This is a genomic window from Archaeoglobus fulgidus DSM 4304 (genome assembly GCF_000008665.1).
Classification (GTDB): domain Archaea; phylum Halobacteriota; class Archaeoglobi; order Archaeoglobales; family Archaeoglobaceae; genus Archaeoglobus; species Archaeoglobus fulgidus.
This window is the reverse complement of record NC_000917.1, coordinates 546240-566652: the sequence shown is the minus strand read 5'-3', so window position 1 is coordinate 566652 and position 20413 is coordinate 546240. Positions and strand designations below refer to the sequence as shown.

The following is a 20413-nucleotide window of genomic DNA, read 5'->3' as shown; positions in this document are numbered from 1 at the left end:
TCATGGGAAGAGCCTGGAAGTTCGGAGATGACATAGACACGGACGTCATCATACAGGGAAAGTATCTGGTAATCAATGAGCCTGAGGAGCTCGCAAAGCATGTTTTTGAGAATCTTCGCCCCGAATTCGCCAAGGAGGTTAAGAAGGGAGATTTCGTTGTTGCTGGAGAGAATTTCGGCTGTGGGAGCAGCAGAGAGCACGCCCCTCTCGCTTTGAAGGCTACGGGAATTGAGGCTGTCATTGCAAAATCCTACGCCAGAATTTTCTTCAGGAATGCCATCAACATCGGTCTGAGAGTTCTTGAGTGCAAGGAGACGGACAAGATTGAAGACGGAGACGAGCTGGAAGTTGATTACGAGAAGGGCGTGATTTACAACAAAACAAAGGGTGAGGAGTATCCAATCAACCCACTGCCCGATTTCCTGAAGGAGATTCTGGAAAAGGGCGGGCTGGTTGAGTTTGCAAAGAGTTTGAGGGAGAGGGCATGAAGAAAATTGTGGTAATCCCCGGAGACGGCATAGGCAAGGAGGTTATGGAGGCTGCGATGCTAATTCTCGAGAAGCTCGACCTGCCCTTTGAATACAGCTACTACGATGCTGGAGATGAGGCTCTGGAGAAGTACGGAAAAGCTCTGCCTGATGAGACGCTGGAAGCTTGCAGGAAGAGCGATGCGGTGCTTTTCGGTGCCGCCGGGGAAACGGCGGCAGATGTCATAGTGAGGCTGAGAAGGGAGCTCGGAACCTTTGCCAACGTCAGGCCAGCGAAGGCAATTGAGGGCATTGAATGCCTCTATCCCGGCTTAGACATTGTTGTGGTGAGGGAAAACACAGAGTGCCTTTACATGGGCTTCGAGTTCGGCTTCGGGGACGTTACTGAAGCCATCAGAGTGATTACGAGAGAGGCTTCCGAGAGAATTGCGAGGTATGCTTTTGAGCTGGCTAAAAGGGAGGGCAGGAAGAAGGTTACAGCCCTGCACAAAGCCAATGTTATGAAGAAAACATGCGGGCTATTTAGGGATGTGTGCAGAGAAGTTGCGAAAGATTATCCCGAAATTCAGTACAATGACTACTACATCGATGCAGCTTGCATGTACCTCGTTATGGACCCCTTCCGCTTCGATGTAATCGTTACGACAAACATGTTTGGTGATATCGTCTCTGACTTAGCTGCAGGCCTCGTTGGAGGACTTGGTCTTGCCCCCTCAGCCAATGTTGGGGAGAGGACGGCCATTTTCGAGCCGGTACATGGTGCTGCCTTCGACATCGCTGGAAAGGGAATTGCAAATCCAACTGCCATGATTCTCACAGCCTGCATGATGCTCCGCCACTTCGGCTATGTTGAGGAGGCCAAGAAGGTTGAGGAAGCTGTTGAGAAGACCATTAAGGAGGGGAAGAAGACTCCGGATTTGGGAGGTAACCTCAAAACTATGGAGTTTGCCAACGAAGTTGCATCCCTTTTGGATTAGATTTAAATAGTAAAACTTGACTAATTTTTTTCATGAGCTACGAAATATTGATGGCAAGGTTGGGCTTTCCCGACTCGGAAAGGCTCAGGAGGATACTGGAGTATCTGATGAACGAGGAGGAGGCGAAAGTAGCTGCTGCACTGCCCGGAACTGCTGAAGAGGTTGCTGAGAAGCTTGGAATGGATGCGGAGAGAGTTAAGGAAATCCTTGAGAATCTCTTCTTCAAGGGCGTCGTCTTTCCAAAGGATTTCCAGAAGAGGGACTACTGGAGGTTTGCCAAGGATCTGGTTCAGCTTCACGATGCCACTCTCGCTTCTGTCCACATGAAAGACCCCGAGTATGCAAAAATGTGGAAGGAGTTCGGGGAAAAGGAGGCTCACGCCAAAATGGGGCAGCTGCTTGCAATGGCAGACTTCAAGGTCTGGAGAGTTGTTCCGGCTTACGGGGCGATAAAGGACCTGCCTGACGTGCTTCCGCAGGAGAACATCGTTGAGATGATAAAAGCTCAGGAGAAGATTGCAGTTGTGCCGTGCTCCTGCAGAAACGTCACATATCTTGCAGGGGATGGCTGCAAGCATACGGATGAGATGTCACTCTGGCACTGCATCCAGTTTGGTAGAGGGGCAGAGTACGTCATCACGAGAGGTTCGGGAAGGGAGATAACGGCAGATGAAGCAATAGAGATAATAATGAAGGCTGAGGAGGATGGTTTAGTGCATACATGGCCCAACACCGGCAAGATTGTTGACAGAAGGGTGACGGTTAACTGCAACTGCTGCGAGGACTGCTGTGAGTTCTTCCTCTCTGCAAAATACGGCAACGTTCCAATTGAAAGCCTGCTGGAGAAGAGCAGGTATCTTGCTTATGTGGACGAGGACATGTGCATAGCCTGCGGCGTTTGCGAGGAAAGGTGTCCCTTTGAAGCCATAACGCTCGAAGACGTTGCGAAGGTTGACGAGGAGAAGTGCTTCGGCTGCGGGGTCTGCGTTGTTGGATGCGAGCAGGAGGCGATTAAGCTTAAAGCCATTAGACCGCCCGAGCACATTCCTCCTTAATTTTTTAGCGTTTGCAATATCGTTTTTGAATATCCTAGAGCAGAGAATACGGAAACTGTTGGAGAAGGTTTGGTAGGTCTCATTAACAATATTATCAAAAATATAATATTTATCTAAAACCATTTTCCAATTTTCGATTTAACTGGTATTCGACCCCCGAAGACAATAAAAATGGCAGCAGAGCAGAACTCGTATACGAAGCATTCAAAGAAGAATTTGAATATTTACGACCTTAAACCAAAAATAAAAAATTAAATCGATATCCACAACATTAGAGTATGCTTCAATTTCTCTCTTCTTTTGATATAGCATATCTACGTAAACATCGTAACCTTAGCAGAATTCTTTCCAAGTACTTATATATTTTCAAATAAAAAACGAGCACATGGAGCACAGAATAGTGGGAAGGCCGAGTTACAGCATGCTGGAGCTTAAGCTTAGGCCAGGAGAGGAGGTGCTTGCCGAAACCGGAGCAATGGTTTACATGAAGGACGTTGAGCTAAAAACGGAGATGAAGGGTGGACTTCTTGGTGGTTTAAAGAGGTCTCTGCTCGGTGGGGAGTCCTTTTTCGTCAACCGGTTCGTTTCCAGAGGGGAGGGCGTTCTCGGCCTCGCACCAACCTATCAAGGCGATATTATCCACATACCGCTGAACGGAACAATCTTAGCCCAGAGTGGGGCCTTTCTGGCTTCGAGCGATGGCATTGAGGTTGACACGAAGTGGGGAGGTGGCAGAACGTTCTTCGCCGGAGAGGGACTGTTTCTTCTTAAAATTGAGGGCACGGGTGACCTCTTCCTCTCCTCGTTCGGAAGCATCGAGGAGCTCCAGGTTGACGGCCACCTTAGGGTTGACACTGGCCACATCGTTGCTTTCGAGCCCACGCTCGATTACAAAGTGAGCAAGGTCGGTGGGCTTAAGGCCACGGTTCTCAGCGGTGAAGGGCTGGTTGTTGACTTCAAAGGAAAAGGGAAAGTTTGGATTCAGACGAGGTCAGTAGCTGACTACGTTGGCTGGCTGGCCTCGCTTCTGCCCTCAGACTAACCGAAAATCCTTCTTTACTTTTTTGCTCTTCAGAACTTCAACACCCGCAACCTCTGCAGCTTCATTCACGATTTTCTTCACCGCTGAGTTCACGGACTTCTCGTCGATGATAATGTACTCAGCCTCGCTCAGCTTTACTGCCTTAACCAGAAATTCGGCTGTCAGGTGCTCGAAGGTGTACTTTGCGAAGTTGTGACCGAAGGTAAAGGTTGTGGTGAGCATGATTTCGGTCTGCCTTGGAGCGTAATGCGTCCCTCCAACACCAACCGCAACATTCCAGTCCATCTTTTCTGCCCTTATCGCATCCAGCATTGCCTCTGCGACTACTTCTGCAGCCTCTCTGTCTTTCCATTCCTCCTCAGTTGAGCCGATTTCGTAGAACGCCGAAGGCTTGGATATCTCAGATGGGCCGTGGTGCGTGACCTCCATTGTGAACTCGAATTCCGGCTTTCTGTCCAGCCTTTCCCTTAAGGCGAGAACGTAGTTCTTCATCGTTTGCGGGGATGGCTTTGCAAGGCTGTAGGGCTTTCCCCCGAAGTCTGCGGTCCCGACATTTCCCGAAACGTGTACGGTGAAAATCTTTCTGCCGTCCTTGCTGCTGTGCCTTGAGGCGAAAAGAATTTCCTCAAAATCGATGTACTTTGCCAGTTTTTCGTCGATGTGGTCGGCGTAGATGAGCCTCTCCTTTGTTTCGGCTATGTAAAACTCGTCTGAAAGGTAGAGTTTGAACTCCCCCACATCCTTTTCTTCGAAGTCGGCAAAGGTGAGTAAATTATCTTTGATGTTCTGACCTGCGGTGTCACTTTCACTGCAAACCACGAGTTTCATGCTGCTCCAACGACCACTGGCGTTATAAAAGCTTCAACAAAGGCCGCGATGAGCAGAATCGGTAAAACCAGTTTAACGTAAACCCTTACCGCTCTGAGCAGATACTTCTTGAATTCCTCCCCTCTGAACAATGCTAAGTAGAATCTGTATCCCAGCCACACCCCGTAAGCGCATGCGATAATAATAGCCGGAATTTCGAGGATTCCATGCGGTATGATTGCAAGAACGACCTTTGCCAGACCCCAGTCAGGCTCTCTCCACGAAATAACAACTCCAACAATGTAACCGTTAAGCATCACGAATGCAATAGGAAATATGCCGAAGAAGAAGCCGGCAAGCATGGCGATCAGCGATTTGCCAGCGTTGTTTGCGAAGATGATGAGGGCGAGAATTATCGGATTATCGAAGAATCCTCCTAAGTACTCGAAGAACCTTTTCAGCTCCTTCTCAATCGGGTAATCCTGCCCTGCTGTGTATCCGGCATAGACTGATGCTGTGAAAAGGATGGTGAGGAGCAAAGATGATGCGATTACGAACCTTCTCTCGTCATTCATTGTCTCTTTACCTCGAACTGTAGCTTATAAAGGTTCTCAACCCTCTCTATCGTATCCGCCTCGTCAACATCCTTATCATCCCTCAGTCTGACGAACCTGGGGAATCTCAGCGCATAACCGCTCTCGTATTTCGGGCTTTTCTGAATCTCCTGATACGCAACCTCGAAAACGTACTTCGGGATGAACTCCACCTTCTTCCCCTGCTGCGAGACGATGAGGGGTCTGAACATCTCTGTCAGCTCCTCCAGATCCTCCTCAGTGAAGCCCGTGGCGACCCTTCCTACCTTAAGCAGTTTGCCCGTTACCGGATCAAGGCAGGCGAGCTCAAAGGAGCTTAACCAGTGACTCCTTTTTCCCTCTCCCCACTCTCCTCCAACCACAACGAGGTCGAGAGTTTCCATTATCGCCTTGACCTTAAGCCAGTTCTTGCCCCTCTTCCCCGGAATGTAGGGGGATGAGGGTAGCTTGATCATCACTCCCTCGTGCCCTGCGCTGATAGCCTCATCGTACATCTTTCTTACCTCATCAACACTGTCCGTAACTATCTGCTTCGCCAGTTTGATTTTCTCCGACTCATTTACTGCGGATTCCAGTAGCTTTCTCCTCTCCCTCAGCGGAAGGTCTATGCACTCTCCATCGTGGTAGAGAATGTCAAAGAAGTGAGCTTCAAGCGGTATTTTCTCAACCATCTTTGCCACATCGTGCTTTCTCCTGAACCTTCTCAGCACATGTTGAAACGGCATCGGCTTTCCTTCCTTGACCGCAATAACTTCTCCGTCAAGAATGACGCCCGGCTTGACGCTCTTCTTTATCTCCTCCACTATGTCCGGCAAGGCGTTGGTAACGTTCTCAAGCCTTCTTGAGTAGATTGTAACTCTGCTCCCATCCCAGTGAACCTGAACTCTGCTCCCGTCGAACTTCCACTCCACCGCCGCTGTTCTCATCTCTCTAACTGCGCTTTCGAGGCTCTCAGCAACCTGTGCGAGCATCATTCTGACCGGAATGTGAATCTCTATCTTCATTTTCCTCAAGCCCTCCTCGCCCTCTTTCTTGGCAACCACTGCCACCCTGCCGAGGTCGTTGGTGATCATGTAAGCCCTCTCAACCGTTTCCGGATCCGCCCTGAAAGCTCTGGCTATAGCATCCCTCATTATGCCCTCTCCAACACCAAGGCGCATCTCATTCAAAATCAGCCTTGTAAGGTACCTCGCCTCTAGTGGAGTTGCGAGACCGTAGAGGCCGGTGAGGAGCATAATCTTTCTTTTCATGCTCCCTTCTCCCGTCAAAGATGCGATCTCATCGAAGGTCTCCCTCACTTTCCTCACTGTAAGCTCCTCGAAGGCGAGGGTTGTCATTTTCTTCTTCTTTATCAGCTGCTCCGCAACGAGACCGAGGTCTCCGTACTCCCTTATCATACTCTCTATCTCGCTTCTCTTGACTCCGCTTACGTTTTCAAGAGCCTCGTAGAGCAATCCAATCCCGACACCAAGCTCCCTCTCATCCCACGGCGGGTAAACCTTGCCGGTGATAAAAAGGACAACGTCATAAAGGTCTCTCTCATCCTCAATTTTTTGAAGAAACGCAGCTATCCTCGCGGTAAGCTCAAGTGTTGACGATATTTTTTCGAGCCTTTCGCAGAACTCGGCAAACTCGGCAAACAACATCATCGATTTTAGTCTGCCTGGTTCAATAAAATACTATCGCCAACCTTTTAATACTTCCTGCTTAGTTATATCAATGGCTCTTGAATCTCTCAAGGAAGTTGCAAGGAAAATTGCGGGGTCATCGAGCATTGATAAGAAATTCGTCGAGGAGATGGTTAAGGAGATACAGAGAGCCCTCATCAAGGCTGATGTCAATGTCAGGCAGGTTAAGGAAATCAGCGATGCGATAAAGAAAAGGGCTCTAAGCGAGGACGTTCTTCCCGCTCTCAACGCAAAGGAGCAGATTCTCAAAATCGTTTACGAGGAGTTGCTCAGGGGAGTGGGAGAGGGGCTTGAGATACCGCTGAAAAAGGCCAAGATTATGCTCGTCGGTCTTCAGGGGAGCGGTAAGACCACAACAACGGCCAAAATGGCCAAATACTTCAAAGACAGGGGGATGAAGGTTGCTGTTGTTGCAGCCGACACATGGAGACCTGCAGCCTACGAGCAGCTAAGGCAGCTTGCGGAGGAGTACGGAATAACGTTCTACGGCGAGAAGGGGGAAAAAGATGCGGTCAAAATAGTCAAAAACGCGCTGGAAAAGCTCAAAGACCACGACATGATAATCATAGACACAGCCGGAAGGCATGCGCTCGAAGATGAGCTGATTGATGAGATGATAAAGATTGCAGAGGTTGCGAGGCCGGACTACAAGCTGCTCGTGCTTGATGCAGCGATAGGCCAGCTTGCAAGCAAGCAAGCTCAGGCGTTTCACGAGGCTATAGGAATCAATGGCATAATCATCACGAAGTTCGATGGAACGGCGAAGGGTGGTGGTGCTTTGTCGGCAGCGAGGCAGATTGGAATACCGATAGCATTCATAGGAACGGGAGAGAAGGTGGAGGACTTCGAACGCTTTGATCCCGCTGGCTTCGTTTCGAGACTGCTTGGAATGGGAGATATCAAGGCGCTAATGGAGAAGATTGAGAGGATTGCAAGCGAGGAGGAGCTAGATCCTGAAGCATTCCTGAAGGGAACCTTCACGCTGAAAGACATTTACAAGCAGATAGAGGCAATGAACAAAATGGGGCCGGTTAGAAAGATTTTCGAGATGCTCCCCTTTGGCCTGGGATTGAAGGTTGATAATGACGTAATGGAGATGACGCAGGAGAAAATGAAGAAATTCAGAGTGATTATGGATTCGATGACTGAGGAGGAGTTGCTGAATCCAAAAATCATCGATTCTTCGAGGATAAGGAGGATAGCAATCGGGAGCGGAACCTCTCCTCAGGAGGTCAAGGAGCTTCTGAACTACTACAAGACGATGAAGAACCTTATGAAGAAGATGAAGAAGAACAAGCTGCCAATAAAGGGTCTGGGGAAGCTGGGTTTCTGATGAAGGCAGGCATCGATGAGGCTGGAAAGGGCTGCGTCATCGGCCCACTGGTTGTTGCAGGAGTGGCTTGCAGCGATGAGGATAGGCTGAGAAAGCTTGGTGTGAAAGACTCCAAAAAGCTAAGTCAGGGGAGGAGAGAGGAACTAGCCGAGGAAATAAGGAAAATCTGCAGAACGGAGGTTTTGAAAGTTTCTCCCGAAAATCTCGACGAAAGGATGGCTGCTAAAACCATAAACGAGATTTTGAAGGAGTGCTACGCTGAAATAATTCTCAGGCTGAAGCCGGAAATTGCTTATGTTGACAGTCCTGATGTGATTCCCGAGAGACTTTCGAGGGAGCTTGAGGAGATTACGGGGTTGAGAGTTGTGGCCGAGCACAAGGCGGACGAGAAGTATCCCCTGGTAGCTGCGGCTTCAATCATCGCAAAGGTGGAAAGGGAGCGGGAGATTGAGAGGCTGAAAGAAAAATTCGGGGATTTCGGCAGCGGCTATGCGAGCGATCCGAGGACAAGAGAAGTGCTGAAGGAGTGGATAGCTTCAGGCAGAATTCCGAGCTGCGTGAGAATGCGCTGGAAGACGGTGTCAAATCTGAGGCAGAAGACGCTTGACGATTTCTAAACGAAACCGTTATTACCACAAATGGCGAAGACTTTATGAAGCCCCGTGGTGTAGCGGTCAATCATGCGGGCCTTTGGAGCCCGCGACCGGGGTTCGAATCCCCGCGGGGCTATGTCTAAAATCAGCGTAATAATTCCTCCAACAAAGCACGCCATTTCCTGGTTATGTTCTCCCACTTAAGCCCCTCTGGTGGAGAATAGCGTTTGCCTTGTTTACGGTAAACCTCGGCAATGGCCTTCGCGATACTTTCAGGATTGGAGGGTTCGGCGAAAAGCGTTCACTTTTGATAGCGCCTCTAAAAGTCCGTTATGCTATGAGAATCCGTTGCTGGAGGCATGAACCCTCCTGGCTGGAATCCACAATTAATGGTATTTTTATCACTTTCTCAATAAAATTCTGCAGGTTCCATACAAATTACCGATTCCGACAGTCATGACTATCACAGACATTACCAGAGCCTCGATTTGTTGTCCTTTGCTTAGAAGCTTCCTTAAGATTGATCTGAGGATGAAGTTCAAATATTTACTTTCCATTTCTAGAGGAAATTCTTTCGCAAGAATGGCCTTGGAATAGCCTTCATAGAACGCTCTTTTTACTGCATAGCTGATTCTTACCCTACTCTTTGGAACTTTATGGTAAACCACCGCTGATGGTTCATAAATTATTTTAGCATCAGGCTTGATCTTCCTTAATCTCATAGCAAATTCAGCCTCTTCACCACTCAACAGCTTTTTACCGTATCTACCTATTTCTGATCTAAATGGACCGGCAATTTCAAAAGCTTCCCTTCGAAAACTCATGTTTGCCCCAATTGGATTTCTTATATTTGTCCTTTGCTCGGGCATACCTTTGTAAGTGCATCCGACAATCCAATCCAGTTCCTCAGGTAGCCACTTGGGTCTTCCGTTTTCGAAAACCGGAATAATCTTGCCACCAACACCGTAAACACCTTCGTCAGAGTAATTTTCGACGATTTTTTCCAACCACAAGTCATCAGCCCAAGCATCATCATCAATAAAAGCTATAATATCTCCTTTAGCTTCAAAAACACCCTTATTTCTTGCCTTCGAAAGGCCAAAACCGTCGGAGACTACCACTCTAACATCTTTTGGGACAATATTTTTATAGTACTCAACTAAGCTTTTTACAGGATCTAAAATCAGTAGAATTTCATAAGGTTTTAAACTCTGATGTCTAACGGATTCAATACATCTAAGCACGTCTTTATATCTTTCTTTGGTGTATGTGGAAATTATAACCGAGGTTTTCATTGCTTTCAATTTTGTAATAGGCAGGGTTTTTAAAATTGTTTAATGTCGAATGAGAAAAGCAGGAGAAAGTAGAAGAGTAAGTTGAGTTGGAAGACAAAAAATAAGTGGGAATCTTAAATATTGAATTCACAGAGAAATATGTGTATGCCCAACATAACCTTATCATTACCTGAAGACCTCTACAGGAAGATGAAAAAATATGGTGAAATCAGATGGAGTGAAGTTGTAAGGAAAGCAATAGCTGAGTATCTGGAAAAGCTGGAAGAGATCGAGACTGAGGTTGGCTCCAAGGAACTTTAAGAAGAACTTGGCGAAGATTTTAGAAATAGCCTTAAAGAACTGGATTTCGAGAAAGCTGTTGAAAGCTACGAGAAAATGAAGGATATTGAATGGAGAAGAACCTTTACGATACAAACAAATTGATCGAATTGTACAAAAATAAGGAAAGTATGAGCGGATACACGACGATACTAAACGTTATAGAATTTCCAAAGGCACTTGAGTTCAATCTAACGGTATTATACCTATCAAAATCTGACTACAGGCTGGCAATAAAGATTTCTACAGAACTTTTAAAAATTGGAGAGCCAGTACCTGCTGTGTATACATTAATTTCTGCAATCGCTAATAAACAACGGTTTAAGGGTTGTAACGCTGGACAAACTTTTTATGCTAGTTAAGGAGGTCATAAGCGAATTTGATGTTCTTGTAGATTAATATCTTTTTGCTGAAAAATATCAATATCCACCACAACAAAGTTTAATATCTGAAATTAAAGGGGAAAATGTGAAAATAGCCCAGGTTTGTCCGAGATTTTATCCCCACATAGGAGGAGTCGAAACTCACGTTTACGAAATAGCTAGTAGAATAGCAAAGAAGTTCGATGTTGAGGTTCTGACTACCGACCCAGGCGGAAAATTGCCGAAAGTTGAAGAAATTGATGGGCTTACCGTGAGAAGGTTTAAATCTCTCGCCCCTTCCGAGGCGTATTACTTCTCTCCCGAACTCTACGACTATTTAAAGAAAAATAGCTCGGACTACGATGTAGTTCACGCCCACAACTACCACGCGTTTCCCGCTCTGTTTGCTGCCTTGACCAAAGGAAAAAACAAATTGATTTTCACGCCGCATTATCACGGGAGCGGTCACAGCTTTTTCAGAAACGTCCTTCATAAACCTTACAAGATATTCGGAAGGAAGATCTTTAAGAGAGCCGACGCAATCGTTTGCGTTTCCAATTACGAGAAAAATCTGGTTTTGAAAAATTTCAAGGTCGCCGAGGATAGAACGTATGTAATCCCAAACGGAATAAATTTAGATGAGTTTAAAGACATTGAAAAAATTAAGAGAAATAAGGAAAGTTGGAAGAAAACTATCCTCTACGTAGGGAGAGTTGAGAAGTACAAGGGGTTGGATTATGTTGTGAAATCATTGAAACACTTGCCCGATAACTTCACGCTTGAGGTTGTCGGTAAAGGTAGTTACAAGTCGAAGATAGTTGAAATGGCGAAGAAGTTAGATGTTATCGACAGGATTAGGTTTTATCAGGACTTAAGCAGAAAAGAGCTCATCGATAGGTATGCGAAGGCTGATGTACTAGTTCTTCTATCTAAGCACGAAGCTTATGGAATTGTTGTAGCCGAAGCTCTAGCTGCAAAGACTCCATGCATTGTTGCTAACACATCTGCTTTGAGTGAGTGGATAGATAACAAGAACGTTTTTGGTATCGATTACCCAATCAACGTTTCGGAGCTTGCAAGACTGATAGAGAGAGTTTCAAATGTTAAAGCTGGAGATATGAAATTGTTGGATTGGGATGATGTTAATGAAAGATTAATAAGGATTTATTCCGCAAAAATTTAATAGCTAATATATCAAGCAAATTTATGGAAGTGAAATACCTCAAAGATTCAGAGTTTCTAGTTCTTCTGCTAATCACGACTTTTGTAGTGATCACCAATGTGTACTTTATTGCTTGGGATGACAGTCCTCAATCTTGGGACCCGGCTTTACATTTAACTTACTCGTTTGTGTATTTCAATCTAATAAAGTCGTTACAATTTTCCGAAATAGTTAAGGTTAGCAATTACTACCCCCCATTCTTTTATCTCTCTTCTACACCACTTTACTTTCTGTTCGGGTTTTCCGAAGATATCGCAATTTTAACAAATTTAATTTACTATTTTATTTTAATATATTCAGTTTTCCAAATAGCCAAGATTATGAAAGACAGAAACGCTGGAGTTATATCAGCTGTGATCATTTCCGCTTTCCCGGCGCTTATAAAATTTCAGCGAGTATATATGATTGACTTCGCTCTATTGTCTCTAACAGCCTTTGCTATTTTGCTTTATCTGAGATCGGAGGACTTCAGAAATTTAAAGTATTCAGTTCTTTTCGGCATAGTTTTCGGTATAGCTGAGCTAACAAAGTGGAATGCTTTCGTATATATCATCCCTTCGATTTTTGCATTGTTTTTAGTAAATTATTTCATGAGATGCCCATATTGTCACCAGATCGTTAAAAATGGGTGGAAAGTAGGTTACAGAAGATTCTGCTCTAAAAAACATCTAAAACTTTACGAAAAGTCTGCGAAAACAAATAATACTATGTTGAACTTTGCGATTTCCCTCTTTGTTGCATTTCTTTTTGCAGCTTGGTGGTACCTTCCAAATTTAAGCACGGTCATTATGCGACTTACCTACTTTGCAAACATAGGTGGAAAAGAAGGAGACCCTGCATTTCTAACGATTCAGGGCTGGATATACTATGCTAATTCAATACTCGACGCTGTTGGAGCTGTGTTCTTAATACTGTTTGCCGTTTCAATATACTATCTATATAAAAACAACCGATACCTCTTTTTAGGACTTTTGACACCAATTGCGCTTATTTACATCATCTTAACACTACTTTCAAACAAAGATCCGAGGTACATCATGCCCGTTTTACCGTTTGTTGCAATTTCAATAGGAGTTTTTGTAAGTAGCTTGGCGAATCGAAAATACAGTACGATTCTCACTTTCATCATTCTTCTTTTCGGTCTTTTGAATATATCCGCTTTAACTTTCGGGCAGCCAGATATAGACAATAAAATTCTCCCCAATCCAGAACACCCTAAAAAAGAAGACTGGAAGATATATGCTCTACTCGAAGCTATTAAAGAGAGTGGGGGAGAAGGAAAAATAGTCGTCGTTCTTCCTGATCATCCATATCTCAACGGGCAATCTCTGAACTTTTACAGACTTAAGGAGGGTTATAAATTTGCGATTTACAATGGAGTTTACATTGGCTATGAGGCCTTTGTTCATAATTTCGATAAGATTACATACATAATTCTAATAGAACCAAGGGAACACAAAGGAGTTTACGGAGATATAGAAAAGAAGCTATATGAGTTCTTCTACGAGCGAAAAGACAATTTTGAGGTTGTTAAGGTATTTGATCTCCCAGATAACTCTAAACTCTACATTTACAAAAGAACATGATTGAATTCTTAAGATTGCTAAAATTTGCATCTGTTGGAGCGTTCGGAGCTCTGATAAATACATTAATTCTTTACATCTTTACGGAATATTTCAGAGTTTATTACATCGTTTCCTCAATTTTGGCAATAGAGATAGCTATTGTAGTTCAATTTATATTAAATGATCGTTGGACATTCAGAGATAAAAGAAGCTCTGATTTGAGATTGTTTCTTTTCAGACTTCTAAAGAGCAATCTTTGGAGAGTTGCTGGTATTTTCGTGAACATATCCATTTTATACGTGTTGACGGAGCTCTTTAAGATATATTATATCTTTTCGAACTTTGTTGGCATTGGATGTGCATTTATTTTCAACTACATCATGGAGAGTAAACTAACTTGGCGTTGATACGAAAAATTAAGAAAAGGAAGTGATTTGGGGGAGATGCTATGAAGTTCCTAAGAGATGTTTACGAAAGGAGAAAGAAGTACTTCGATAATCTGTAGGAATTTTTGAAGGAGATAAAAGAGATTACAAAAAAGGATGTTCAAGATGCGGAAATATATCTCTACGGTTCGGTTGTTGAAGGTGATTACTCGATCGGCTTGTCGGATATAGACGTTGCAATCGTTTCAGACGTATTTGAGGATAGAAACAGGAAGCTCGAATTCTTCGGGAAGATTACCAAGAAGTTCTTCGATTCACCCTTCGAGTTTCACATCCTAACTAAAAAAGAGTGGAAGATGAGCAAACGTTTCATTAGGAAGTATAGAAGGCTTGATCTAATTACCTAACATCTACCCTAAAAATCTACGAAACACTCGTAATCATTGTCGGATTGGCGGACAAAAGCCTAAAGGACAAAAATTTGTTAAAATCGTCGTTGATTCGTTCATAAGATTAAGAGGTTTTAAAGATTGAACCACTCGTCAAAGATGATTTCTTGAATGCTTTAGATATCGTGAACTATTTCGGATTGGATTTCGAAGATTCTTTGCATTTTGCCGTTGCTAAGAGAAAGAACATAGAGGAAATAATCTAAAACGATATCGATTTCGATAAAACTGGCATTAAAAGGGTTTTTAAGCTTTAGATTTTGGAGAAAATATTTAAATAGTATCCACTTAATACGTATTTACATGGGAACATTAACGATCTCGATAAGCGATGATGTCGAAAAAAGGTTGAGAGATGTAGTTAAGGAGAAACACGGGTCGAGCAAGGGTGCGATGTCGAAAGTTATAGAGGAAGCTTTGAAGATTTACTTCTCAATACTGGAAAAGAAGAAAAAAGTCTTCAGAGCTTACAGAGGAGAAGAACTCGTCGCTGAAGCTCACGATCTTGAGGAACTTGCCAAAATACTGAGGGAGAAGAATGTGGATCCGAGGAGTGTGAAAATAGTCTCTTCAGAGCATATAAAGCCTGTTGCAAGGATGGGCTGGAAGTATGTTCGTTAACGGAACCCCAGTTATCGAGATCGTTCTGAGCAACCCTCTTCTTTCCGTTAAGTTTCCAGAATCTGGCAGTGTGCTTGCGGTCATCGACACAGGATATGAGGGCTTTGCAGTCGTCCCACAAGACATCTTTAAAAAGCTTCGTCTTGACGAGTTGAGTCAGCATAAAAGAGCATTAACACTTCCTACGGAAAGGTTGATTGAATCCACCGGCTCTTATGCCAGAATCATAATTCCAGAGCTGAAAACATTCAGAGACGGATTTGTGGAGACAACTGATGGAGTAGATGAGATAGTGCTCGGAACGGAGTTTTTAGAGGGATTTAAGCTTGTGCTTGACTACTGCACGAGAAGTTTTGAAATAAGCTCTTGCTGGTGATTCTCGATCCTGCTGAAGGAAATTAAGGTATAGGCTTTCTAAACGGATCCATTTTCAGCTCCACCAAAAGTCCCCCTCTCGTAGAAGAACTTGCTCAGCTCTTTTTTAAGCTCCTCCCATCCCGGCACCTTATTTTCATCTTCAACCGCAATTTCCAGCGTTACTGCAAACTTGTAGGGCTTTTCGAACATGTCGACAAGTTTCTTGTAGTCTTTGATCACGTAGTTATTTGCCGGTTTGAATCCCTTTTCAATCAACCATCTTGCAACTTCATAAACTTCCCTCGCCTGAGAAAGCTTATCAACTTCTTCCCCAAAGGCCCATAAAACGTCCTTAATGCTGTTAACTTCACGTTTGAAGGGATCTATTTCTGCAGCATTCCAGCAGTTTTTGGTGGATACGCGAACTTTAAAGCTTTCAATTGAAAGCACCTTCAGAACTGCCGGAGGCTCACTTCCTACTTCGGCTGAAATCTCGTAAGTTCCTCCTTCTTCGAATCTCTCCAGACGGGGTGGGTAGTACCTGAGGTCGAGCTTTAACTCATCTAAATCGAGTTCAACCAGGACTTCAGCTTTCACGTCGGAAAACTCGTAATTCCATCCTCTGTTTCTTACCTCTTCAAGGAGAGGTTTTACCCAAGGATGAAAATCCAAAATATCCTTCTCGTTTAAGCTGAACGAGCCTTTCAGCTTGATTTTGTGCTTCATTTATCTGCATCAGAGCAGAAAGTTGATAAAGTTTGGGGTAGCTTCGTGAAGCTTCGTGTAGTGTGGATTTTCCCCCCTCTCGACGCGCTCCCTCAAACATCTACAGTCGCACCGCATCTCGAAGCTCTTCGGCTTTTGGACGTAACCTCGCATCAATCAGAGTTTAAGCGTGCCGATTTCTGAGTTTGTGAGTTTTAAAAAGGCAAACTGATCGAGGAAAAGGTATTTATATTCTTTAAGACTAATAAAAAAGCATGGGAAAAGTAATCCAAATAGAAGTGCCCGATCGGGTTAATGAGAAACTAATAAACAAGTTGAAAGAAATGCTGGCAGATAAGATATTAGACGAAATAGGGAAAGATTACGCTGATATCGACTTGTACAATTTGTATCTAACGCTAAAATTCCCCAAAACAGAAGACGTTACGTTTGATACTGATAAAGAACTGGAATACCTTAGAAAGATGAAAGAGAAAGAGAAGAAAAGAGTATGGTCGTAGCGGACACGAACTTGGTAATTGAAAGAGTTAAGAAAAACGAAAGTATTGAAGAAAACATAACGGAAGTAACTATCGTCGAATTTCCTCCAGTTATAAACTACAAAAAATTTCACGGAAAAGTTCTAATCATCGAAAGAGGTGACGTTTTACTCTCTATAGAGCTACAAAGACGTTTAAGAATTGTTAGAAAGCCGAGAAACCATTTTCAGACCTTTTAATTGCCTCAATTTGTATAAATAGAGATGAAGAATTAATAACGAAGGATAGGGATTTCTTAGACATCGCAGAAGTCTCAAATTTGAGAGTTAAGTTAATTGAACCGTGAGAATAACTCACGTTTTTCCGAGATTCCGTCCTCATTCCTCACATATGCGGAGTCGAAACCCACGTTTACGATATAGCCAAGAGGATATCGAAGAATTACGATGTCGAAGTTTTAACAACCGATCCGAGCGGAAAATTGCCGAAAGTTGAAGAAATTGATGGGGTTACCGTAAGAAGGTTTAGGTCTTTCGCACCTTCAGAGGCTTATTATTTCTCACTTGAGCTTTACAGATAAAACAAGTTCGTCTAAATTCCTTCTTAAAACCTTATTCTTCTTAACTTTATGGCGTCGTCTCTTACAACTACAAATCACCAACGAAAACTATATTGTATCCACCATTCCTTAGTAAAATTGCAAGTTTCTTATTCTAACATTGGCATCTACTGGAATCCTCGTGCCTTTGATGACTGGCTTTCCAACCATAACTTTCGAGTCTACGACCATTCTTTCCATATCTTAGAGTTCGTCGTCATTGCTATTATACTCCGTAAATCGCTTGTCAAAAGACAGAAAACTCGAAGAGGTTCGAAAAATTTGAAGAAAAGGTAGTAAGAGCAGATTTAGACTTATCCAAACCGATTTTCTCTTAAACTCATAAATCACATTTTTAAGATTTGAGAACTTTCGATCAACATCAAGATTTTTAGCAAACGATTTCATGTTCTGACATATACAAACTCAAAATGCAATCCTTAATTTATTGGCAAAAATACGATAATACGCTTTAGTAATTGTGAGCAATGTGGTTAGCTTCAGGATACCTCCCGAGCTTAAGAAGAGAATGAAGGAGATCGACATCAACTGGAGCGAAGAAATCAGAAAATTCATCGAAGCCAAAAGTAGAGAATACAGGAAAAAGAAGGCTTTGGAGGAAATTAACGCTATGCTTTCGAACTTATCGGGAGCTGAAAAGGGAACCGCTGAAAAGTACGTGAGGGAAGATCGTGATAGTAATTGATGCGTTATATTTGGCTCAGGCGAAGAAATACGAAAGTCTTCTAACGAGCGACGAAAAACAGTGGAAGTTGCAAAAAAGATGGGAATTGATGTCAAATACGTGGAATAGAAACTGTGATACTTCCGACATTTGTCTTAGGAATCCTCCAAAGCCTCATCAAGTTTTTCGAGCGGAATAAACTCGGAAAAATCGCCTTTCCTGATTTTTTCTCTGACTTCTTTAAGCAGTTCATCCTCTTCCGGAGTTAACGTGGAATCGATGAGGTCTTCGATTGCCTTCCTCAATACGGTCGAGTTTTTTCCTGATTTCTCTGAGTTCCTTGAGAAGGTCAACGAGAGAGGCAGTTTCTTGCATAGTCGATAAATTGGTCAAAGAAGTTGATAAAGGTTTGTTCGAGCTTTAATTTATCTGCATAAGATTTTAAGCCAATTAAGGCTCGTTTAGATCAAATATTGTTTTCAAAACATGCCCGAAAGCCATCCACACCGAATTTTTAGCTTATGTTGAGAAGTAAGAAACGTTTTTAAACAACCTGAGTTAGCAAATCTTAAAATGAAGGTGCTGTTCGTCTATGCAGGAATGCATCCAGCTCACGAACCGTTCGTTGAAGCTGTGAAGGCTGATGTCTATCCAGCTTATCATAAAGATGTTAATGGATTTGTGAAGTTCGTTGAAGGTTTAAAAATGGCAAGGGAATATCCAGATTATGACGTTTACATACTTGAGGGCGGAATGCCAATGTTTCCGATGTATTTGCGGAAGAAGTTGTTCAGAAAAAATGGATTTGTTGTAGGTCTTTTGGCGGATGAAACTTTCATAAATCTCGTTGAAAGACAACCTCACTACTCCACTGCCGAAACTCTAATTCACAGAATTTCCGCTAAGGTTTTGGATGCCGCCATTGCTGTGTCTCCCTTTGTGAAAGAATACGCAGAGAAGATAATCGACGTTCCGATCGAAGTTGTAAGGCCAGCAATTCCAAAAGACAGTTATGAAAAACTCGGTAAAGTCAAGCCAAATCTTGAATCGAACGTAATCGTGTCTGTAGGACAGCCGAGGTTCAGCATAGGCATGGACGTTTTGGTAGAACAATTTAGAATAGCGAAAAAGCAAATCCCAGATCTTGAGCTTTGGATCGTCGGAAAAGGGCATCCAAAAGAGTATGAAAGGGTCGAGGGCGTCAAGGTTTTGGGCTACGTAGAAGATCTTTCCGAGGTTTTCGAAGAGGCAAGCCTTTTCGTTCACGCCGGAAGATGCTCAGCCTATCCGGTAGCAACGCTCGAGGCGATGAGAGCTGGTTTGCCTGTTGTTGTTTCAACCATGACAGGAACTAAGGAGATAGTCGAGAGAGTAGAAGAGCAAGTTAAAAGAGAGTTCGGCTTGAATTACGACGGTAACAAATTCATACAACCGCTCAACAGAATTTTTGAAGGTATAGTCGAATACTTCAAACTTGACAGCGAGGTAAGAAGAATAATGTCGGAGCTATACAAAAAAGAGTCTGAGGAGTTCGAGCCGGGGAAGAGGGGTAGGGAGTTTAAGGAGAAGTTTAAAAAATTATTGGCAAACTTTAATAACAAAGAGGTGCCATAATGTGAAGATAGCTGTTTTTCATGAATCTTTTGGCGAAATTGGTGGTGGTGAAATCCTCGCTTCCTATCTTGGTAGGGCTCTTAATTCAAAAGTCTACTCGATAGTAAAGGATGAAAATATAAATACGTTAGGTTTTGAAGACATTTCTCAGCATTTACCGTTAGTAGCCAAGATTCTACGAAGATTTAGAAGTTTTGATTATTTAACGTGGAGTAACGTTGATGTAAGAGATTTTGGAGATTACGATGTGGTTATAACATCGGGACTCACAGCAAGGGTGTTGATAACTCCGGACGACGTTATGCACGTTCACTACAACCATTCTCCAGCTCGATGGCTTTATGACTTATGGCACCACAGAAGAAAGTCAAAGGGTTGGCTCAAAAGGAATGTATTGCTTCCTTTAGCCTCAGAATTTTTTAGAATTTGGGATACGGCAGTGGACAAAAGGGTCGATTACTATTTCTCTAACTCACCAGTTACGAAAAGAAGGCTCTGGAAGTATCTAAAAAGAGATTCGGTAGTGCTGTATCCTCCTATAGAATTTGACAAATATAAATGTAAAAATTCAGAGGACTTCTACCTTTTCGTTGGAAGGTTGTGGCATGAAAAAAGACCGGAAGAGGCTATAAGAGGGTGCATAAAAGCCAAGAAAAAAATTGTGGTCATAGGCTCTGGTTATCTGGAGAAATATTTAAGGGACAAATACGGTAAAAACCCGTACGTGGAGATAAAAGGGTTCGTTAGCGAAGAGGAAAAAGTAGATTTATTGGCGAGCTGTAAAGCTGTAATCTATCCTTGCATAGCAGAAGATTTTGGGATAGTTCCAATTGAAGCTTTCGCTTCAGGAAAACCTGTTATTGCTGATAATTCTGGATTTCCTCCTTACGTCGTTAATGAGGAGAGAGGAATCATTACCGATTGCTCGAATCCAGATAACATAGCTAAGGCAATTGAAGAGTTAGAAAAGAAGAAATATGATCCAGATAAGATCAGAGAATTTGCGAAGCAGTTCGATTTTTCGGTGTTTAAGGAAAATTTATGGTATTGGTTAAAGAGGTGGTATGATGAGTTTAGCCAAAATGTACGATAAAGAGTATTTTGAGGGCAAAACTTATAAAGAAGGATACAAATTTGAAATATTCTATCCATTCCACAAG

Annotated in this window: 26 protein-coding genes and 1 tRNA gene; 19 read left to right on the top strand and 8 right to left on the bottom strand. The window is 43.2% G+C overall.

Annotation, left to right across the window (positions count from 1 at the left end):
- Positions 1-2 precede the first annotated feature (2 nt).
- The 4 genes from AF_RS03205 (at position 3) to AF_RS03190 (ending at position 3562) form a co-directional block, all read left to right on the top strand.
- Complete coding sequence (locus AF_RS03205; protein WP_010878133.1) at positions 3-488, top strand: 3-isopropylmalate dehydratase small subunit; 486 nt, start codon at positions 3-5, stop codon at positions 486-488.
- A complete protein-coding gene (locus AF_RS03200; RefSeq protein ID WP_010878132.1) occupies positions 485-1465 on the top strand; it encodes an isocitrate/isopropylmalate family dehydrogenase in 981 nt (326 codons plus the stop codon). The genes AF_RS03205 and AF_RS03200 overlap by 4 nt, the downstream gene beginning before the upstream one ends.
- 32 nt (positions 1466-1497) lie before the next feature.
- On the top strand, positions 1498-2520 hold the full coding sequence (locus AF_RS03195) for a 4Fe-4S binding protein (protein WP_010878131.1): 1023 nt from the start codon (positions 1498-1500) through the stop codon (positions 2518-2520).
- Between the two features lie 385 nt (positions 2521-2905).
- Positions 2906-3562, top strand: coding sequence for a TIGR00266 family protein (locus tag AF_RS03190; RefSeq protein WP_010878130.1), 657 nt, complete (start codon positions 2906-2908; stop codon positions 3560-3562).
- Here the strand turns inward: AF_RS03190 and AF_RS03185 are convergent.
- From AF_RS03185 to AF_RS03175, 3 genes are read right to left on the bottom strand one after another with little or no spacing between them, the layout of a single operon-like run.
- The gene (locus tag AF_RS03185) at positions 3554-4390 is read right to left on the bottom strand and encodes a D-aminoacyl-tRNA deacylase (RefSeq protein WP_010878129.1); all 837 of its coding nucleotides are present in this window, start codon (positions 4388-4390) and stop codon (positions 3554-3556) included. The two genes, AF_RS03190 and AF_RS03185, sit on opposite strands and share 9 nt — an antisense overlap.
- A complete protein-coding gene (locus AF_RS03180; protein ID WP_010878128.1) occupies positions 4387-4944 on the bottom strand; it encodes a stage II sporulation protein M in 558 nt (185 codons plus the stop codon). Before AF_RS03180 ends, AF_RS03185 begins: the two co-directional genes overlap by 4 nt.
- Positions 4941-6608, bottom strand: a complete 1668-nt coding sequence (locus AF_RS03175; protein ID WP_048064635.1) for an ATP-dependent DNA ligase — start codon at positions 6606-6608, stop codon at positions 4941-4943. The genes AF_RS03180 and AF_RS03175 overlap by 4 nt, the downstream gene beginning before the upstream one ends.
- Positions 6609-6681: 73 nt before the next feature.
- On the opposite strand from AF_RS03175, the gene srp54 reads away from it, so the two are divergent.
- From srp54 to AF_RS03160, 3 genes are all read left to right on the top strand, one after another.
- A complete protein-coding gene (srp54, locus tag AF_RS03170) occupies positions 6682-7983 on the top strand; it encodes a signal recognition particle protein SRP54 (RefSeq protein WP_010878126.1) in 1302 nt (433 codons plus the stop codon).
- Complete coding sequence (rnhB, locus tag AF_RS03165; protein ID WP_010878125.1) at positions 7983-8600, top strand: ribonuclease HII; 618 nt, start codon at positions 7983-7985, stop codon at positions 8598-8600. The genes srp54 and rnhB overlap by 1 nt, the downstream gene beginning before the upstream one ends.
- Before the next feature lie 39 nt (positions 8601-8639).
- Positions 8640-8712 (top strand) — tRNA-Gln (locus AF_RS03160).
- Positions 8713-8977: 265 nt separating this feature from the next.
- Here the strand turns inward: AF_RS03160 and AF_RS03155 are convergent.
- Entirely contained in the window at positions 8978-9871 is an 894-nt protein-coding gene (locus tag AF_RS03155; protein ID WP_010878124.1) for a glycosyltransferase family 2 protein, read from the bottom strand.
- A gap of 144 nt (positions 9872-10015) precedes the next feature.
- Here AF_RS03155 and AF_RS13440 point away from each other — a divergent pair, with 144 nt between their 5' ends.
- From AF_RS13440 to AF_RS03115, 8 genes are all read left to right on the top strand, one after another.
- Positions 10016-10171, top strand: a complete 156-nt coding sequence (locus tag AF_RS13440) for a ribbon-helix-helix domain-containing protein (protein WP_244372801.1) — start codon at positions 10016-10018, stop codon at positions 10169-10171.
- 89 nt (positions 10172-10260) lie between these two features.
- Positions 10261-10551, top strand: coding sequence for a type II toxin-antitoxin system VapC family toxin (locus AF_RS03145; RefSeq protein ID WP_010878122.1), 291 nt, complete (start codon positions 10261-10263; stop codon positions 10549-10551).
- Between the two features lie 106 nt (positions 10552-10657).
- Positions 10658-11734 carry a glycosyltransferase family 4 protein gene (locus AF_RS03140; protein WP_010878121.1) on the top strand — a complete coding sequence of 359 codons (1077 nt, stop codon included), beginning with the start codon at positions 10658-10660 and terminating at the stop codon, positions 11732-11734.
- A gap of 23 nt (positions 11735-11757) precedes the next feature.
- Positions 11758-13359, top strand: coding sequence for an ArnT family glycosyltransferase (locus AF_RS03135; protein WP_010878120.1), 1602 nt, complete (start codon positions 11758-11760; stop codon positions 13357-13359).
- Complete coding sequence (locus tag AF_RS13870) at positions 13356-13745, top strand: GtrA family protein (RefSeq protein WP_010878119.1); 390 nt, start codon at positions 13356-13358, stop codon at positions 13743-13745. Before AF_RS03135 ends, AF_RS13870 begins: the two co-directional genes overlap by 4 nt.
- Positions 13746-13849: 104 nt before the next feature.
- Positions 13850-14131 carry a nucleotidyltransferase domain-containing protein gene (locus tag AF_RS03125; protein ID WP_010878118.1) on the top strand — a complete coding sequence of 94 codons (282 nt, stop codon included), beginning with the start codon at positions 13850-13852 and terminating at the stop codon, positions 14129-14131.
- Between the two features lie 345 nt (positions 14132-14476).
- Entirely contained in the window at positions 14477-14794 is a 318-nt protein-coding gene (locus tag AF_RS03120) for a hypothetical protein (RefSeq protein ID WP_010878117.1), read from the top strand.
- Positions 14784-15170: a clan AA aspartic protease gene (locus AF_RS03115; RefSeq protein WP_010878116.1), complete on the top strand. Its 387-nt coding sequence runs from the start codon at positions 14784-14786 to the stop codon at positions 15168-15170. Before AF_RS03120 ends, AF_RS03115 begins: the two co-directional genes overlap by 11 nt.
- A gap of 38 nt (positions 15171-15208) precedes the next feature.
- Here the strand turns inward: AF_RS03115 and AF_RS03110 are convergent, their stop codons facing one another.
- Together AF_RS03110 and AF_RS13040 are read right to left on the bottom strand one after the other, a co-directional pair.
- Positions 15209-15877, bottom strand: coding sequence for a hypothetical protein (locus AF_RS03110; protein ID WP_010878115.1), 669 nt, complete (start codon positions 15875-15877; stop codon positions 15209-15211).
- Between the two features lie 9 nt (positions 15878-15886).
- A complete protein-coding gene (locus tag AF_RS13040; RefSeq protein WP_156029502.1) occupies positions 15887-16030 on the bottom strand; it encodes a hypothetical protein in 144 nt (47 codons plus the stop codon).
- A 101-nt stretch (positions 16031-16131) separates the two neighbouring features.
- Here AF_RS13040 and AF_RS03105 point away from each other — a divergent pair, with 101 nt between their 5' ends.
- Positions 16132-16377 (top strand): hypothetical protein, encoded by a 246-nt coding sequence (locus AF_RS03105; RefSeq protein ID WP_048064262.1) that lies wholly within the window; start codon positions 16132-16134, stop codon positions 16375-16377.
- A 667-nt stretch (positions 16378-17044) separates the two neighbouring features.
- Here AF_RS03105 and AF_RS13865 read toward each other — a convergent pair.
- Positions 17045-17146: a DUF433 domain-containing protein gene (locus AF_RS13865; RefSeq protein ID WP_158296881.1), complete on the bottom strand. Its 102-nt coding sequence runs from the start codon at positions 17144-17146 to the stop codon at positions 17045-17047.
- 298 nt (positions 17147-17444) lie between these two features.
- Here AF_RS13865 and AF_RS03090 point away from each other — a divergent pair, with 298 nt between their 5' ends.
- Positions 17445-17660 carry a type II toxin-antitoxin system VapB family antitoxin gene (locus AF_RS03090; protein ID WP_010878112.1) on the top strand — a complete coding sequence of 72 codons (216 nt, stop codon included), beginning with the start codon at positions 17445-17447 and terminating at the stop codon, positions 17658-17660.
- Between the two features lie 134 nt (positions 17661-17794).
- On the opposite strand, the gene AF_RS13035 is transcribed toward AF_RS03090, so the two are convergent.
- Positions 17795-17944, bottom strand: a complete 150-nt coding sequence (locus tag AF_RS13035; RefSeq protein WP_158296880.1) for a hypothetical protein — start codon at positions 17942-17944, stop codon at positions 17795-17797.
- A 268-nt stretch (positions 17945-18212) separates the two neighbouring features.
- Here AF_RS13035 and AF_RS03080 point away from each other — a divergent pair, with 268 nt between their 5' ends.
- Positions 18213-19253 (top strand): glycosyltransferase family 4 protein, encoded by a 1041-nt coding sequence (locus tag AF_RS03080; RefSeq protein ID WP_010878111.1) that lies wholly within the window; start codon positions 18213-18215, stop codon positions 19251-19253.
- 1 nt (position 19254) lies between these two features.
- Complete coding sequence (locus AF_RS03075) at positions 19255-20346, top strand: glycosyltransferase (RefSeq protein WP_010878110.1); 1092 nt, start codon at positions 19255-19257, stop codon at positions 20344-20346.
- Positions 20347-20413 lie beyond the last annotated feature (67 nt).